Source organism: Enterobacter sp. KBR-315C3_2022, from assembly GCF_041399425.1.
Classification (GTDB): domain Bacteria; phylum Pseudomonadota; class Gammaproteobacteria; order Enterobacterales; family Enterobacteriaceae; genus Enterobacter.
In genome coordinates this window covers 1-16,171 of sequence record NZ_JBGKEB010000041.1, presented here as the reverse complement: position 1 = coordinate 16,171, position 16,171 = coordinate 1, and the positions used below count along the sequence as shown (strand labels likewise).

Below are 16,171 nucleotides of genomic sequence, written 5' to 3'. Positions count from 1 at the left end.
ACTATTGACATTTTCAATATAATTTACAGCATGTCTTACGACTTCGGCTGTAGTAGCTGTGTCCCCTGAGATTTGTGATGGCCGAAGAAAAGGCACGCTTGCGCCGTAATCATCTGCAATAGCAGCTATTTTTTCAGAATCAGTACTGACCAATATCTCATCAAACAGACCACTTTCCTTTGCAGCTAAAATTGTCCAAGCGATCAACGGCTCACCATTTAAAATTTTAATATTTTTATCGGGTATTCTTTTACTTCCTCCCCGTGCAGGGATCAACGCAAGCTTGTATGTCATTTGAAAAGACCTTTATAATCAAGTTGAGCTTTATTAAAATCATCCATTCGACCAATATCGAGCCAATATTCATGAATGGGAAACATCATAATAGAGTGTCCTGATGCGATATACTCCTCAAGTAATGAAGGCATATCGATTTTATGATTTTCTGGAACGTTCTTAAAAATCGCAGGCTCAATTACGTAAATCCCAGCATTTACGAAAAAGCGGTGTACCGGTTTTTCCACCATACTAGTGATTCGATTTCCATTTCCCTCAATTACGCCATAAGGAACTTGATACTCATATTCTCGTACACACATGGTGGCAAGGCCACTAGCATCGCTATGAAAATTCAGTAATTTTTGTAGATCCACTGTTGTCAAAACGTCTCCATTAATCATAATTAATGGTAGTTGAGGGGCATGTTTGGGCAAGAGTCCTAATGCCCCCCCAGTTCCTAAAGGCTCTTTCTCAAATACATATTCAATGTTAACTCCCCATTTAGCACCATTCCCAAAATATTCAGTTATCTGATCTGCCATATAATGCGTTGAGATAAAAATATTATGGAAACCAGCATCGATAAACTGAAGGAGTAATGTTTCTAGAATAGGTTTATCACCTACTTTTAACATAGGTTTTGGACATGAATCAGTTAGAGGTCGTAATCTTGTGCCAAAACCCCCGGCCATAATGAATACTGGGTTATCATAGCGCTTGCGCTTTATTTTCCCTTCTAAGGTTTCTAAACCAATGATCTGATTTGTTTCATGATCGATAATAGGTATTGCCAAAATGCCATTTTCGACCATCATATTTATCAATTGAGCTTGCGACATGTCTGAAGAAGCAATTTTTGGCAAAACATTCATCACATTAGTTACACTAGCATCAAGATCGATATTATTTAGAATTCCACGCCGAATATCACCATCGGTTACTACACCAAGTAATCTACGATGCTCATCTACAACAATAGCTATCCGCAATGCTTCATCATTAATGATTTTTAATGCTTTTCTTACATTATGCTCTGGTGAGATTAAAACATTTTCCCAATTTTTGCTCATTTCAACTTCTCACTTGTGTTATTTTGTCAATATGTGGACGTGGTGGATAACAAACGCTTCCAGAGTCTATATCTTTTGTCACTACAGCTCCGGCACCGATAATACATCTGTCTCCAATTTTTACTCCTTGTATTAGGATAGCCCCAGCGCCAATAATTGTTGAATGCCCAATTCTCACGCCCCCACAAATAACACTGCCTGGTGCAATATGACAGTTAGCACCTATAATAGAATCATGCTCAATTATTGCACCAGTATTTAATATTGTATTCTGCCCTACCTGAACTCCATACTGAACGATAGCCCCAGGGAGTACCTGTACTCCACTACTCAAAATGCTGCTAGGCGAAACTATTGCATCTGGCGAGACTATCGACTCAAAGTTATATCCTAATGCAGAATACTTATCATATACTTCTTCACGAATGTTACTATAGGGTATATGACCAATTCCATTTATTAATGGAGCGCCAGGTCCCTTGGTTAACTTCAAAAATTCAGCATCTGTCAAATGTTTTACGTTTGAAAATATTCCCACATCATCTGGTGGAGTCAAGGATACTACACAAGTTATTTTCCCGTTCAACTTCTGAAGAATTTCCGCCAAAACACGGGAATGTCCGCCTGAACCAATTATAACATATACAGGAGAATCGAGTTTACTCAACGATATAATCTCCAGGTAAATAGTCCCTATTTGTTTTTTTTCCTAATATATCCCAGAATCGATAAGGTGATAGCCCACCGCCTGGCCGTTTGATTGCAACATTATCCTCGGTTAATTTCTCTCCCGCTTTTATTTGAGCTGATGCCACAATACTTTTTCTTGCTATCACTTTATTCTTTATTTCTGAAATCGTCGGACTTTTCAATGAACATCCTAGAGCCAATTCTATCTGCCGGATTCCATCAACCATGTTTTTGAGTTCATCAGGATTCAAGGATGCTTTATGATCGGGGCCATCCATTGTTTTATCTAACGTGAAATGCTTTTCAATCACCGTAGCGCCTCTAGCAACTGCAGCGATTGGGATAATAATACCTTCACTATGATCGGAATAGCCTATTGGGAGATTGAATGCATGTTCCAAAGTATCTAATACGCGTAAATTAATCTCATTAAATGGCGCCGGATATTCGGTAGTGCAGTGGAGTAGCGTTACCTTATCTTTTAAGGCCTGTTGTCCTTCAGGTGAAGCATAAGCTAACTGGAAAGCTTCAAGGCCTGGTTCAGAGTCAGCTTTTGTTGTATAACCAAAAGCTATAACACCTAACGCCATCTCAATTTCTGATAAAGTTGCCATACCTGTTGAAACTATAATATCACAGCCCGTTCTGGCATGCTGCAACACAAGCGGCGCATTCGTTAATTCACCAGATGGTAATTTTAGGCGTGTTAGTCCTAAGTCGTTCACAAGGAAATTGAGGCTTTCATGATCAAAAGCTGTCGAAAGGAATTCTATTCCCAAGGACTTGCAGTATGCCAAAAGAGCATGATGCGCCTCCCAAGAAAGTTCAAGCCGACTGAGCATATCTAATTGTGATTCTTTCTTACCTGTATTATTTACCTGATAATCGGCTTGTACTGCTTTTTCAGTAACTAGATTTTTTGCTTTAAATGTTTGAAATTTGACGATATCAGCCCCAGCTTTGAATGCTGCATCGACGAGTTTAAATGCTAATTTTTCATCACCGTTGTGATTAACGCCTGCTTCAGCAATTATTAGTGTCATAGAATTTCACTTAATGTCGTAAAAAATCTTATTTTTTCCAAACTTCATTGATTTAATCATTTTTATTACTTTAGAACTAGCATCCCCCTGACCATAAGGATTTATAATGGCTTCTGAAGATTCTTTATAACTACGTGATATTGCAATTTTTATTGCATCAATAATTGATTGTTTCTTTGCAACACAGTCGATTACACTTTTTGCTGCGAGGCGACCTTTTTGCCTCTCTCCAATATTTACTGTAGGAACATCGAATGAAGGAACTTCTATAATTCCACTCGATGAATTTCCTATTACAGCAGCTGCATGCTTAACTGCACTCAGATACCGTAAATGTCCCAAAGAAGGAATTGCAACTACACGGTCACGTTGTTTTGATGCATAAGCTTCCAATAATGGAATAATTACACGTCCACCATCATCTGCATTTGGGTATGTGAGAATGACTTGATGCTCGGGAAATGAATCGAGAGCGGTAAGTAAAGCGCAAAAACTTTCCTCAGCCGGTTCCGCCGCTAAAGTCACAGGATGATAAGTCACAAGAAAATAGGGTTTTTCTAAGGAAAAGTTTAACGATTTCGAAAGTTCATTTAAATTAAGAAAATGCCCTCGTTTTAAATGATCTAATCCAATTGCCCCCACATTTTCAACTCGTGTTGGTTCTTCCCCTAGCTGTATAACTCTTTTTTTATATTCTTCGGTGGAAGTACCATGAAGGTAACTAAGTTTTGTTATGGCATGCCTAATTGCATCATCGTAAGCACCCTCTGTTTTCTCCCCCCCATGAAGATGAAACACTGGTATGCGCAAGATCATAGCAGTCTGTGCTGCTGCAAGCGCTTCAAAGCGATCGCCAAGTATTACCAAAATGTCAGGCTGTAGCCTCGATAATGCATCAGCAAATCCCAATACGCCAACACCTATACTTTTAGCTGTTCCAACAGCAGTATCAGATGACAACAGAATTTCAATCTTCTCACTAATAGGAAAGCCATCTTGCATAATCTGCTGCCAGGTATTTCCAAACTCTGGTGAGAGATGCATACCGCTCACCAAAAGTTGTAGATCCAGATCATTGTCATTCTGTATATCTTTAAGTAGCCAATATAGTAGTCCGTATTCAGCTCTTGTACCGGTGAATACAGCTACTTTACGCTTTACTCTATTATCCATCTTCATGCCACTGGAGAGCTTGGTAAATTTATCAGGCGGGCTTCTATTTTCTCGGAATTAGTAAGATCATCACGCATAGCACTTTCAAACATTGGCAGGCGATGCATTAATTTCCATATTGGTCTAACCATTACATTAGACGCATTCATTTCCGCTAAAATAGCATCTCGTGAATCGTTATTTTCACAAATTACTGCATTCAGCCAGTAGTTGGATTTAGCGTAGGATGGTTCTTTTACAAACTCAAATTCTGAACCTTCAAAAAAGCGCTCGTAACGTTGAGCCAATGATCTTTTTCGTTTCAAGAAAACGTCAAGCTGTTCCATTTGCCCGCAGCCAAGCGCTGCGTTAAGATTTGGCATACGATAATTGAAGCCCGGCTCATCATGATAAAATTCATATGGATGCGGAACTTTTGCCGTCGTGGTTATGTGCTTCGCACGGATTCCAGCTTCAGGAGAACGACAGAAAACCATTCCACCACCACCCGTAGTGATAATTTTATTACCGTTAAAACTTAGAGCACCATACTCACCCAGTGTACCGGTATGCCTTCCCTTATAGAAAGACCCTAAACTTTCAGCTGCGTCCTCAACCAGAACAAGATGCCATTTCTTACATACATCAATAAGCTCATCCAGCTCTACAGGATGTCCGAAGGTATGCATTGGAACAACTGCACGAATATTCTGATGAGTTTTACGGTGTACGCACCCTTTATCGGTTAACGCCGCATTTTCTAATAGCCAATTCTCAAGAGCAACCGGACACAATCCCAAACTGACTGGCGAGACATCAGTGAAAACAGGTTCTGCCCCCAAATGATAAAGTGCATTACAGGTAGCAACAAATGTTAAAGCCTGGGTAATAACCAGGTCGCCCCGCTTAACACCTGCAAGATACAACGCTGCGCTTAGAGCGGCAGTTCCATTAACCGTCGCGACAGCTCGTGACGTTCCGGTGTAGGATTCCATTTTTCGCTCGAAATCATCGACGTATTTACCGACGCTTGATACAAATGTACTGTCCAGCGTATCCAGAACATATTTTTTTTCGTTGCCATCAAATACTGGCGCATGCAAGGGAATAAATTCATCCGTCTTGTATACGTCACGAACAAATTCGACAATTGATTTTATATTCATTCGAGAATGCCTTGCTTACATTTTGCTATCGAGATATTTACCTGTTTCTTTATGCCCAAAGTCAGGGATCATTTCAAAGAACAGTTTTACAATATCGTCTTTATTCCACTCTAAAGATTTTTTCATCTCTTCGATGCGCGCTTCAAAGTGGGCCAGTAGTGCTGGATCATACAAAGGTTCATTCTTGATTATGCCCAGATTATTAAATCGCTGCATATCAAGTGTTTCATTTTCGGTGAAGAATTCTTCGAAGTCTTTCTCACCGGTAGTATCACTTGAGGTAAATAAACATGGCCATTTACCTTGAGCAGGCAACGTTTTGGCCAACTCGCGAGCTTCGTCTTCGGTTTCACATAGATGTGGCTCGTAGCCACGCTGTTTAAGATATAAAACTGCAATATCTGCAAATGAGATAAGGTGTAGTGCTTCACTTAATTTTGGGAAGAAAATATCGCGATTATCGCCAAAAATACAGGACATCAAACAGAGTTCACCAGATTCTTGCGGAGTGACGAAGTAACGTTTTATATCATTAGGTGCAACCAGTGGTTGCTGCTTCTCAATCCGTTGGTTAAAACCATGCAAAAGTGAACCATCCGAAAAAGCGACATTTGCGAAACGAGCAGTGGAAATAGCTATTTGTTCACTTTTACGCATTAAGAACATTTCCATAATACGCTTCGATGCACCCATCATATTGACCGGATTTGCAGCCTTGTCAGTTGACACACAGAAAAATTTCTTAACGCCAGCCGTAATTGATTGTTCAATCGTTTTATCGGTATTGAGAATATTTACCTCGATCATGCGCATCAAAGTAAAGGGATCTTTTTCACTACGCACATGTTTAAGCGCAGATAAATTCAGAACATAATCATATTTACCGTCTGCCTTAATAAAGGCATCATATTCTATTGAACCAATATCTAATGCAAATGTCTGAAAGTCTCCATCAATATAACCAAACGAACTACGTATATCCCTCACAAGTTCAACCATATTGTTTTCACTGATATCTACAACATGTAACTTTTTCGGATTACGTTTGAATATTTCTTTTGTGACGGCCTGCCCAATAGAACCAGCTCCACCCAAAACAAGAAAACGAGATGTGGAAACTATTCGCTTTAATTCTTTTTCATTCCCAGATACATCATCACCAAATAACGCTTTATTGCGCCCAATAAGTTGGAGTATATTGACCATATTTTGTCCAGTTTGTTGCGTTATATTAAATAAAAACTGTGTGACTCAGAATATCTAATGATAAAAATCTTGACAGTTAATATTTATTACTCATGTCCTAAATCACCACTAAAAGGCAACTTAGAGTATCAAAAGACACGCTACCGCCCCTGGCTTAACAGCTACCAGTGCACTGCATGAAGTTAAAATTTATAGTTATCTGCGAACTTAAACTCGCAAAACAGTTAGTAATTGTCGTCCTAAACGCCTTCAGAAACAAGCATAAATCATCAAACACGACTACCAAAAAACGGTACATAACCCATTGTTATATTTGCCATTTCAAAACGCAAAAGCGGCAAAGGCCAGTCAGGCATCACTTTCATGCTCTGACTGGTCGTTTGCCGCTTTCGGTGGTAAGTGCGTATTAGCCGTTAGCCAACAGCTTCTCAATCCGGCTTCTGAACTTCGCCCCTTCCTTGTGGTTACGCAGGCCATAGTTCACAAACGCCTGCATGTAGCCCATCTTCTTACCGCAATCGTAGCTATCGCCCGTCATCAACATCGCGTCAACGGACTGTTTTTTAGCCAGCTGGGCAATTGCATCCGTCAGCTGAATACGCTCCCAGGCGCCAGGCTCGGTTTTTTCCAGCTCGGCCCAGATGTCGGCGTTCAGCACATAGCGGCCTACTGCCATCAGGTCAGATTCCAGGGTCTGCGGCTGATCCGGTTTTTCGATAAACTCGACGATGCGGCTCACCTGCCCTTCCGTCTCCAGCGCTTCTTTCGTCTGGATTACAGAGTACTCAGACAGATCGCCCTTCATGCGTTTTGCCAGCACCTGGCTGCGGCCCGTTTCGTTGAAGCGAGCAACCATCGCCGCCAGGTTGTAGCGCAGCGGGTCAGCTGAAGCGGTATCGATGATGATGTCCGGCAGGACCACGATAAATGGATTGTCACCCACAACCGGGCGGGCGCACAAAATTGAGTGGCCCAGGCCCAGCGGCTGCGCCTGGCGCACGTTCATGATGGTCACGCCTGGCGGACAGATAGACTGAACTTCTGCCAGCAGCTGACGCTTGACGCGCTGTTCAAGCAGCGCTTCCAGTTCGTAAGAGGTGTCGAAGTGGTTCTCAACCGCATTTTTGGAAGAGTGGGTAACCAGGACGATTTCTTTGATCCCTGCAGCAACAATCTCGTCGACAATGTACTGAATCATTGGCTTGTCGACGATCGGCAGCATCTCTTTAGGAATTGCCTTCGTGGCTGGCAGCATATGCATGCCCAGACCCGCTACCGGTATGACTGCTTTCAAATTAATCATTATATCTTCCACCTTAAAATGGTTGACGAAGTATAGACCCGATCCCGCAAATTATCTGATGAATGAAGTCAACTACGCCGTATGCAAATCACGTTTTGAACTGTAACTGATACAACTTAACTGCAAAACGTGCCTAACGTGACCCAGAATTATCGGAAACCTTACTTAAAAAACCGATGGAAGCTCTGTTTCCGACAAATCGCAGCCCGTCGTTCATCATTCAGATACGAACGTAATGTCATCCTGCTTTTCATGCACAAATTCATACTTCAACGTACGATCCAAACCCTGTGAGAGTGTGTAAGGAGCATTGAAGCCAGAGCTGTGCACTTTTGTGGCGTCAAACTGAGTGGTGGCACAGAATTTTTTCACGCGGACCGAGCTGATTGCATATTTTTTGCCCGTAACCTTGCTGAGAATATCAAAGCAGTACCCTCCTAGCATGCCGAGAGGATAAGGAAGGTGAACGGATGGGATCTTCTTACTGAGGCTTTTCTCAACTTCCGACACCAGCTGATTCATATTCAGGTCGGGTTTATCAACGTAGTTGTAGACATTGTAACCAGGCTCAACATTACTCAGTTTGAACTTGATAAACTCGACGATGTTGCCAACGTAGGCCATGGACTTGTAGTTAGTCCCTGCCCCGACCATCGCGAACTTCCCCCCTGCAATCTGTTTTAGCAGGTTGTATACGTTTCCGCGGTTACGCTCACCGAAAATGACAGTAGGGCGAACGATCGTTAAAGAGCGCGCTTCCGGCGCTTTGTTGAACCATTCGCGCAGAACTTCTTCAGCCTGCCACTTGCTTTTACCGTAGTGGTTGAATGGGTCGTGTGGATGAGTCTCATCAGGATTGACTTTGTTGAGGCCATACACGGCAACAGAACTGGTAAAGATAATGTTCTTTACATTATTTTTTTCCATTGCTGCCAACACGTTACGCGTTCCCTGAACGTTTACATCGTAGTACAACGATGTTGGGCTTACGTCATCACGGTGTTCAGCTGCCAGCAACACAACGGTATCGAAACCAGCCAGAGCCCGATCGAGTTGATCCTGATTGCGCACATCACCTGAAACGGTGATTTCTGGGTAAAAGTGACTTTGCTGTTTGTCGAAGTTAGTGACATCAAACTCAGCCTGAGAAATCTCGATCAAACGGGTCCCAACGAAACCAGACGCGCCAATAAACAAAACTTTTCCGTTCATACACTACTCAATGCGTTATATGTTTTTGTCACACCTCTGGTATACATTTTCTTCCCTGAGGCATAGCTACTAATCGAACAAATCCGGCACATGTTGACATGGATTATAAACCTTAACACTACTGAGTTCAGTAACAAAATTTAGGGGGCGCGGTCGGCTAAGCCGCGCCAGATGAGTTATGCATCACTTCCCGTTTGGCGGCAGCGCAAAATTCAGCCGCTCCGTGTTCACCACCTGCTGGTCCACCCGGTCGATATCCACCGAGCTTTGCCCCTTCTCATTCACCGCATGGATGTTCGCAAGCGACAGGAGCGTCTCCTCTTTGGCCATAAACTTCCCGCGCACGTCCTTGCGCAGATCGAAATTTATCTTCAGCGCAGGTCCCACGGCGGCCTCCTGCATCACGTTGATATTGCGCAGGAAGAGGTGCTGGGGCTTGTTGTGCAGCTCAAGCGTCGCGCGCTGCATGTCCACGTTGGTGATGGCCACAAACGAGGTGGCGTTCCCGGAGGAGATCTGTATCCCGCGCAGCTTGTAGGCAAGCCTGCGGTTATCCAGACGAATATCGTTAAGCTTAAAGTTCTGGGGAATCGACAGATAATCGCCTTTGATAACACCATAACCGATTAGCATTCCGGCAGAGTTTACCATATCGACATTATCAATAACGAAGTTGTCACAGCCATATATCGCGACGGTTGCGTTATCTATTCCCGCTTTTTTACTGAAGTCAGGTGTGATATTGGCGGCTTTTATATTACGGATAATAAAGTGTTTACCGTTTTCAACGTGTACCAGCTGTCGACAGTTGCTGCCCGTGATATTTGCGACCACGAAGTTTTTTACGGTCTGCTTTTCGGGATAGTCGTTATCGTAGGTGCTGCCCGCGAGGCCGATGCCAATCCCCCAGTTTATCTTGCCGTTGGTGCAGTTAATGTTGTCGATCACGTGGTCGGAGATCAGGATGTTGCGATCGTTAATGGCGACGTTCCACTCGATGGCGTCGCCCTGCAGGTGGCTGAACGTACTGTTGGTTATCCGCGCGCCGTCCACCTGATTATGGAAGCCCTGGCGCAGAATGGCGTAGTTGGCCTGGCTTACGTGGATGTCATCAATGAGCAGGTTGCGCATGACTTTCGGCTTTTTACCGCCGATGTAGATTTGCGTCACCGGGCCAAAACCGCTCATCGCCAGCCCTTTTATCACGCAGTCAGAGCCGCGCACGTCGAGGGTGATATTCTCGGTTCGCCCCTTCCCCTCTCCGATGACCTTACTCCCCTCCTGCAGCACGAACCGTCCGCGGCCGTTGCCGGTCAGCGCGCCGCGGATCAGCAGCGTTTTGCCGTCAGGAATAAAAATGCCGGTGTTGATGTTTTCACAGGTCAGCCCGGCGGGGACAACAACGGTATCGCCTTCGCTAAACGCCTGCTTAAAGGCGGCGATCCAGTCGTTTTTGTTGTACTGATTCACGGAAACCGTCTTTCCCGCTGCCGCCCGCGCGGTGCGAAGCGGCAGGAGCGGCATGGCCGCCAGAACGGACAGCGTTGAAACAAAATGGCGTCGGGTAATCTTTTTCAGCATACAACCTCGGCGTTACAGCGTTTGCAGCAGGCTCGCGAGCTGGCGATTGATCGCCTGCTGGTTAAAATCGGCCTCGACCTTCTGTCGGGCGTTGCGCAGCACGGGAACCAGCGTCTGCTGGTCGATATCGCTGAATGCGGCCAGGCGATCGGCGAGCGCCAGCGCGTTATTTTCAGGCACCAGCCAGCCGGAATGCTCGGACGTGATCAGCTCGGGAATGCCGCTGTGCAGCGTCGACACCACCGGAATGCCTACCGCCATCGCCTCCATCAGCGCTACCGGGATCCCTTCCATATCGCCATCGGTGCCCGTGACGGAGGGCAGCAGGAACACGTCCGCCTCGTCGAGCATTGCCTTGACCTCGTGGCTCGGCTTAAAGCCGGGCATCTCGACCAGATCGTCCAGCTGATACTGCTCGATCAGCGTGCGCAGCCGACGCTCCCACGGGCCAATGCCGAGGATGCGATAGCGAAAATCGACGCCGCGCGCCTTAAGCTGGCGGCAGGCCTCGATCGCCACGTGCAGCCCCTTCTTCTCGGTGAGGCGCGCCACGGAGATGATCTGCAGCGGCTTGCCCGGCACCTTCACCGGACGCTGGGTAAAGCGCTCCATGTCCACGCCCATGCGCGAGACGGTGATTTTGTCGCTCGGGCAGCCCATCGTTTTCAGGCGTCCGGCCCACAGGTCGCTGATCGGCAGCATCATGTCGCCGCGGCGAAACAGCTGCTGGTACTCCGGCGTGTAGTGGTTCAGCACCTCGCGGCTGGAGATGTCGATACCGTGGAAAATGGTCGCAATTTTGCCTTCAATCACGCCCAGCTCGCGCAGCTTGGCCGCCGTGACCCCCGCCGGGCCAAAGTGGGCAATAAACACGTCCGCGCGGTACGGCGCCTGGGTTTGCCCGCAGATGGCCGACAGGATGAGGTTGCGGGATTCCGCCCCGAAGCGGGAAACGTTCAGCGCCCGCCACGTCGACGCGCGATGGATGCCGCGCAGGGTCTTGCCGGCGCGATAGCGCAGCTTGTTTATCCGCCCGCCCGGCTCGTCCTGCAGCCAGCGGGTTTTCGCCTCCAGCCCATACTGGGTATAGGCCGCATGGGTGTTTTGCGTGTCGCCCTTCTGCAGGGCGACAATCTCCACGTCGTATCCCATATCGATAAACGCGGTGATCTGGTTCAGCACGAAGGTCTCGGACGACAGGGGGAATTTCAGCAGGAAAAAGCCAACCTTCATTTCCCCTCCCCGACGCGATCCAGCACGGATTTCACCATCGCGATGCCCTTTTCGCGCTCGGTTTTCACCGCCGCGGCCAGGCGCTCGTTGATGGCAGGCAGCTGGCCGAGCGTATCGCCGACCATCGCCCCCAGCGAACCGTCCAACAGGTGGCGAATATCCACCGCCATTTCCGGCATGCCGAGCTGCTGCATGATGCCCGCAGACTTGTGTTCGTAGTTAATCGCAATGGCGGGTGTGCCAAAGTTCATGGAGATAATCGCCGAGTGCAGGCGCGTGCCCACGGTCAGGTCGCAGGCTGAAAGCAGCTTGCCCATCTCCAGATCGTTCAGTTCGTCCATCACCACGTGATAGCGCGACGGATCGTTGACCAGGCCGCGCAGGTTGAGCGCCACCATGCGGTCATCCTTGTTGTAGCTGTCGATGCCGGTGCAGGTGGAGAGCGCCAGCACCTGATAGCCGCTGTCCAGCACGCGGTTCACCACCTCGGCGAACGCCTTCTCGTAGGCGGCCTGGGTGGTGCCGAGGCGCTTGTCGAACGGCGCCAGCTCGCGCAGGGTAATCGCCACGGTTTTCTGCTTCGCCGCCACGTCCAGCCAGTGCTGCACCGCGTAGCTCGCCTGGAAGCTGTCGTCCTGATGGTCCACCAGCCACGCCGTGTCGACGCCGTGCTCCACTTTAGAGGTGTCGATGTCGCAGCGCTTCATCAGGTCGAGGCTCACGGATTCGCGCAGGATCAGCGCGTCGCAGTGGCCAAAGACGTAGTTCGCCAGCTGGTTAAACTGCGGATCCTGGAACGGCCCGACGCTGTGGCCAATCATAAACAGCGGCTTTTTCGCCATAAAGGTGCAGAGCGCGTGCTCGAACTGCGGCACGCCGTAGAGGTCGACGAAGAACGAGCCGCCAACCTGAATAATCGCGTCGTAGCCGGAGAGCAGGCGAACGAAGTCGGTAAAGCCCTGGGCAATCGCGATGTTGCGCAGCCTGCCGGTGTCGGTCACGCGGGAAAGCAGCACCTGGTGCTGGTAGCGGCGGCGCAGCACTTTTTTGACGCGCCCCATCACGCCCGCGGCGTTGTTGTGCTGCTTCATCTGGCCGTACAGCGGATCGCCGATCACCGGGCGGTTCAGCAGCCAGGACGAGCTGACCGGATAACGGCTCATCACGTCCACTTCGGTGTCAGGATTGAGTGTGTTAATCGCATCCAGTAAACCGCGCAGGATGGCGCTGTCGCCACGGTTGCCGCAGGTATGGTTGCCAAGAATCAGTAATTTCATAATGGCCTCTTAAAGAACTAGCCTGCGCGAAGCAGCGTTTTCATTTTTTCGTTACGGCAAAACTGGCGCTTCATCTCCACCACCAGCGCGTTGCGCGAGAGCACGATCATCACGCCGAAGGCCAGCGCCCCCGCGGCGACCTGCACCGCCAGCAGCGCGGCCAGCGGCAGATGGCCGTTGAGCACGATGCCCAGGCCATAGCTCACCGCAAGCGTGGGCAGCGAAAGGTAAAACGGCAGCCACAGGCTCAGGATGTACTGGCGATAGCTGGAGCCCAGCACCGGCTTGATCATCACGAAGTAGCTCAGCACGGTATTGATGATTTGCACCAGCAGGAAGCCGATCGTCACGCCGATGGCGCCCGCCGTATGCCCGCCGACGATAATCGCCGGAATGAATAGGAAGGTTTTAAAGACGTTGAACTTAAAGCTGATATCCACGCGGGCCTTCGCCATCAGCAGCGAGCCGATCGGGTTCCCCACGGAGCGCAGCAGCCCCACCACGCACAGCAGCTGCAGGATCGGGACGATGCTGTTCCACTTCTCGCCAAACACCAGCGGCACAACGTTGCTGGACACCACCATCAGCCCCAGCAGCACCGGGAAGTTGATGATCCCCACCACCGAGAGCAGCTTGTAGAAGTTCACGCGCAGCTTTTCGGTGTCGTCCTGAATCTTGGCAAACGCCGGGAACAGTACGCGGGTGATAATCGGGTTCAGCTTCATCGGCGGCACAACGGCGACGTTATAGGCCAGGTTGTAGCCCCCCGCGACGCTCGCCCCGAGAATGCGCGCCAGCACCAGGGTGGAAAGGTTGGTATTCACGTAGTTGATGATGCTGTCCGCCGTCAGCCACGCGCCGAAGCGCAGGTTGGACGAAACGGACGCCAGCGAGAAGTGCAGCCCCGGGCGGTAGATCTTGCGGCCAAAGTAGCCGAACAGCAGCGTGCGCACGGCGGAGTTGACCAGGTAACCGAGAATGGCGGTCATCGCCAGCGGCCAGAAATGGGCGCTGACCACGGTAAAGGTAAAGCCCGCCAGCACGGCGCTGGTCTCAATCATGCCGATCTTGTTGAACTCCAGCTCTTTTTGCATCAGCGCGCGGAACTGCTGCCCGTGCGGGATCAGCACAAACGCGAACGACAGGGTGCGCATCAGCGGGGCCAGGTCCGGGTTGTGGAGCACCTGCGCAATCGCGTCGCTCAGGAAGAAGACCAGCACAAACACGACGATCCCCAGCCCGACGTTCAGCCAGTAGAGCGTGGTCAGCTCCAGATGGCTAATCTCCTTGCGCTGGATAATCGAGTTGGCGATGCCAAAGTCGGAGAGCGTATCGGCGAGGGCGATAATCACCAGCGAGACGGTCAGCAGGCCGAACTGGTGATTATCAATGATGCGCGCCAGCACCGTCATTTGCACCAGCCCCAGGCCGATGATGACGATGGTCGCCATCGCTGACCATTTCGCGCCGCTGATGGTTTTTTCTCGTAAGCTCATCTCAGTACGCCGCTTTGTTAACAAAACCTTTGAACACGGTCAGAAAGACGATCTTGATATCAAACCAGAGGCTCCACTCGCGGATGTACTCCAGGTCGAACTCGACGCGTTTTTCCATTTTTTCCAGCGTATCGGTCTCGCCGCGCCAGCCGTTGATTTGCGCCCAGCCGGTAATGCCCGGCTTCACCTTGTGGCGCAGCATGTAGCCCTCAATCAGCGAACGGTACTGCTCGTTGTGGGCGACCGCGTGCGGGCGCGGCCCGACGATGGACATCCCGCCGGTAAAGACGTTGATAAACTGCGGCAGCTCGTCCAGCGAGGTGCGGCGCAGGAAGTTGCCGACGCGGGTCACGCGCGGATCGTTCTGCGTCGCCTGGGTGACCACCCTGTCGTTTTCCATCACCTTCATGGAGCGGAATTTCCACACCATGATCGGCTTGCCGTCCATGCCGTAGCGGGTCTGGCGGAAGATCACCGGGCCGGGCGAGGTCAGCTTCACCGCCAGCGCAATGCAGCACAGCACCGGGGAGATCAGCAGCAGGATCAGCGACGAGAGCACGATATCTTCCGCGCGCTTCAGCAGGCGGTTGATGCCGGACAGCGGCGTGTCGTACAGCGGAACGACGGGCACGCCGTTCACCTCTTCAATGCGGGAGTGGAGGATGTTGAAGGTAAACACGTCCGGGATGAGGATCACCGAGCAGGTGGTATCCGCCAGCTCGCGCATCAGCGCTTTGATGCGCGACTCGTCCTTCATCTGCATCGCGATATAGACGTTGTGAATTTTACCGGCCTTCGCGTCGTCGATAAGCTGATCGTAGCTGCCCGCCCACTCCGCGGGCACGCCGCCGGGCTTCGCATCGTGATAAACCCCGACGACCTCAAAGCCGAGCCAAGGCTCTTTGCGGAAGCTGTCGAGCAGCACCTGCCCCACCGGTAAATCACCGGCCACGGCCACGTAGCGGGTGTTATAGCCGCGGTTGCGCAGCCAGCCTGCGCCAAAGCGAATCAGCGAGCGGCAGACCACCATCCCAACGCTGGAGAGCAGATACCAGCTCAGATAGGTAACGAGGCGGTTATCGAAGGCATGGCTGAAGGCCACCAGCCCGGCGCTGAAAATCAGGCTCAGGGTCCAGTTTTGCAGCAGCAGCATCAGCTCGGTCGTCATCTTCACGCCGCGCCACGAGCGGTAGAAGTCGGTCATTCCGCCGATCATCTGGAACACCACCAGCGCGATAAGCGCCATCAGCAGGTGCATATATAAGAACGGCTGCCCGCTAATCTGACACACCAGCCACAATCCGCCGACCATGATGGTGATATCAGAAAATCGCTGCACCATAGAGATTAACGATGCATTCGTTCTCGCTCGGTCGCGCTTTTTTAGATTCGTCATCGTTGTTCCTTTAGTTCCCCCCCCCCCTCACCCCTGCCCTCTCCCCAAAGGGGAGAGGGTGTTCAGG

General features: G+C 49.5%; 14 protein-coding genes. All 14 read right to left on the bottom strand.

All coding sequences use genetic code 11. From position 1 onward, the window contains the following. Positions 1–294 (bottom strand): cytidylyltransferase domain-containing protein (locus tag AB8804_RS22740; RefSeq protein WP_371190194.1); only part of this gene is annotated, 294 nt, incomplete at its 3' end. Then, positions 291–1,349, bottom strand: coding sequence for a nucleotidyltransferase family protein (locus AB8804_RS22735; protein WP_371190193.1), 1,059 nt, complete (start codon positions 1,347–1,349; stop codon positions 291–293). The genes AB8804_RS22735 and AB8804_RS22740, both read right to left, overlap by 4 nt. Position 1,350: 1 nt before the next feature. Continuing rightward, on the bottom strand, positions 1,351–2,016 hold the full coding sequence (locus tag AB8804_RS22730) for an acetyltransferase (RefSeq protein WP_371190192.1): 666 nt from the start codon (positions 2,014–2,016) through the stop codon (positions 1,351–1,353). After that, the gene (neuB, locus tag AB8804_RS22725; protein ID WP_371190190.1) at positions 2,009–3,082 is read right to left on the bottom strand and encodes an N-acetylneuraminate synthase; all 1,074 of its coding nucleotides are present in this window, start codon (positions 3,080–3,082) and stop codon (positions 2,009–2,011) included. Before neuB ends, AB8804_RS22730 begins: the two co-directional genes overlap by 8 nt. Before the next feature lie 6 nt (positions 3,083–3,088). Beyond that, positions 3,089–4,255 carry a UDP-N-acetylglucosamine 2-epimerase gene (gene neuC, locus AB8804_RS22720; RefSeq protein WP_371190189.1) on the bottom strand — a complete coding sequence of 389 codons (1,167 nt, stop codon included), beginning with the start codon at positions 4,253–4,255 and terminating at the stop codon, positions 3,089–3,091. A 2-nt stretch (positions 4,256–4,257) separates the two neighbouring features. Then, positions 4,258–5,400: a LegC family aminotransferase gene (locus AB8804_RS22715; RefSeq protein ID WP_371190188.1), complete on the bottom strand. Its 1,143-nt coding sequence runs from the start codon at positions 5,398–5,400 to the stop codon at positions 4,258–4,260. A gap of 15 nt (positions 5,401–5,415) precedes the next feature. Then, positions 5,416–6,606 carry a UDP-N-acetylglucosamine 4,6-dehydratase gene (locus AB8804_RS22710; protein WP_371190187.1) on the bottom strand — a complete coding sequence of 397 codons (1,191 nt, stop codon included), beginning with the start codon at positions 6,604–6,606 and terminating at the stop codon, positions 5,416–5,418. 406 nt (positions 6,607–7,012) lie between these two features. Next, positions 7,013–7,909, bottom strand: coding sequence for a UTP--glucose-1-phosphate uridylyltransferase GalF (gene galF / locus AB8804_RS22705; protein WP_371190186.1), 897 nt, complete (start codon positions 7,907–7,909; stop codon positions 7,013–7,015). Between the two features lie 216 nt (positions 7,910–8,125). Beyond that, positions 8,126–9,121: an NAD-dependent epimerase/dehydratase family protein gene (locus AB8804_RS22700; RefSeq protein WP_371190185.1), complete on the bottom strand. Its 996-nt coding sequence runs from the start codon at positions 9,119–9,121 to the stop codon at positions 8,126–8,128. A 183-nt stretch (positions 9,122–9,304) separates the two neighbouring features. After that, on the bottom strand, positions 9,305–10,702 hold the full coding sequence (gene wcaM, locus AB8804_RS22695) for a colanic acid biosynthesis protein WcaM (RefSeq protein ID WP_371190184.1): 1,398 nt from the start codon (positions 10,700–10,702) through the stop codon (positions 9,305–9,307). 12 nt (positions 10,703–10,714) lie between these two features. Continuing rightward, entirely contained in the window at positions 10,715–11,935 is a 1,221-nt protein-coding gene (wcaL, locus tag AB8804_RS22690; RefSeq protein WP_371190183.1) for a colanic acid biosynthesis glycosyltransferase WcaL, read from the bottom strand. Next, positions 11,932–13,212 (bottom strand): colanic acid biosynthesis pyruvyl transferase WcaK, encoded by a 1,281-nt coding sequence (gene wcaK / locus AB8804_RS22685; protein WP_371190182.1) that lies wholly within the window; start codon positions 13,210–13,212, stop codon positions 11,932–11,934. Before wcaK ends, wcaL begins: the two co-directional genes overlap by 4 nt. Before the next feature lie 17 nt (positions 13,213–13,229). Continuing rightward, on the bottom strand, positions 13,230–14,708 hold the full coding sequence (gene wzxC / locus AB8804_RS22680; RefSeq protein WP_371190181.1) for a colanic acid undecaprenyl disphosphate flippase WzxC: 1,479 nt from the start codon (positions 14,706–14,708) through the stop codon (positions 13,230–13,232). Position 14,709: 1 nt separating this feature from the next. Then, on the bottom strand, positions 14,710–16,104 hold the full coding sequence (wcaJ, locus tag AB8804_RS22675; RefSeq protein WP_371190180.1) for an undecaprenyl-phosphate glucose phosphotransferase: 1,395 nt from the start codon (positions 16,102–16,104) through the stop codon (positions 14,710–14,712). Positions 16,105–16,171: the final 67 nt, after the last annotated feature.

What these genes read in the sequence shown, in the direction of transcription:
- AB8804_RS22735 (WP_371190193.1), bottom strand. Translation starts at nt 1,349, where the DNA reads ATGAGCAAAAATTGGGAAAATGTTTTAATCTCACCAGAGCATAATGTA.
- neuB (WP_371190190.1), bottom strand. Translation starts at nt 3,082, where the DNA reads ATGACACTAATAATTGCTGAAGCAGGCGTTAATCACAACGGTGATGAA.
- neuC (WP_371190189.1), bottom strand. Translation starts at nt 4,255, where the DNA reads ATGGATAATAGAGTAAAGCGTAAAGTAGCTGTATTCACCGGTACAAGA.
- AB8804_RS22715 (WP_371190188.1), bottom strand. Translation starts at nt 5,400, where the DNA reads ATGAATATAAAATCAATTGTCGAATTTGTTCGTGACGTATACAAGACG.
- AB8804_RS22710 (WP_371190187.1), bottom strand. Translation starts at nt 6,606, where the DNA reads ATGGTCAATATACTCCAACTTATTGGGCGCAATAAAGCGTTATTTGGT.
- galF (WP_371190186.1), bottom strand. Translation starts at nt 7,909, where the DNA reads ATGATTAATTTGAAAGCAGTCATACCGGTAGCGGGTCTGGGCATGCAT.
- AB8804_RS22700 (WP_371190185.1), bottom strand. Translation starts at nt 9,121, where the DNA reads ATGAACGGAAAAGTTTTGTTTATTGGCGCGTCTGGTTTCGTTGGGACC.
- wcaM (WP_371190184.1), bottom strand. Translation starts at nt 10,702, where the DNA reads ATGCTGAAAAAGATTACCCGACGCCATTTTGTTTCAACGCTGTCCGTT.
- wcaL (WP_371190183.1), bottom strand. Translation starts at nt 11,935, where the DNA reads ATGAAGGTTGGCTTTTTCCTGCTGAAATTCCCCCTGTCGTCCGAGACC.
- wcaK (WP_371190182.1), bottom strand. Translation starts at nt 13,212, where the DNA reads ATGAAATTACTGATTCTTGGCAACCATACCTGCGGCAACCGTGGCGAC.
- wzxC (WP_371190181.1), bottom strand. Translation starts at nt 14,708, where the DNA reads ATGAGCTTACGAGAAAAAACCATCAGCGGCGCGAAATGGTCAGCGATG.
- wcaJ (WP_371190180.1), bottom strand. Translation starts at nt 16,104, where the DNA reads ATGACGAATCTAAAAAAGCGCGACCGAGCGAGAACGAATGCATCGTTA.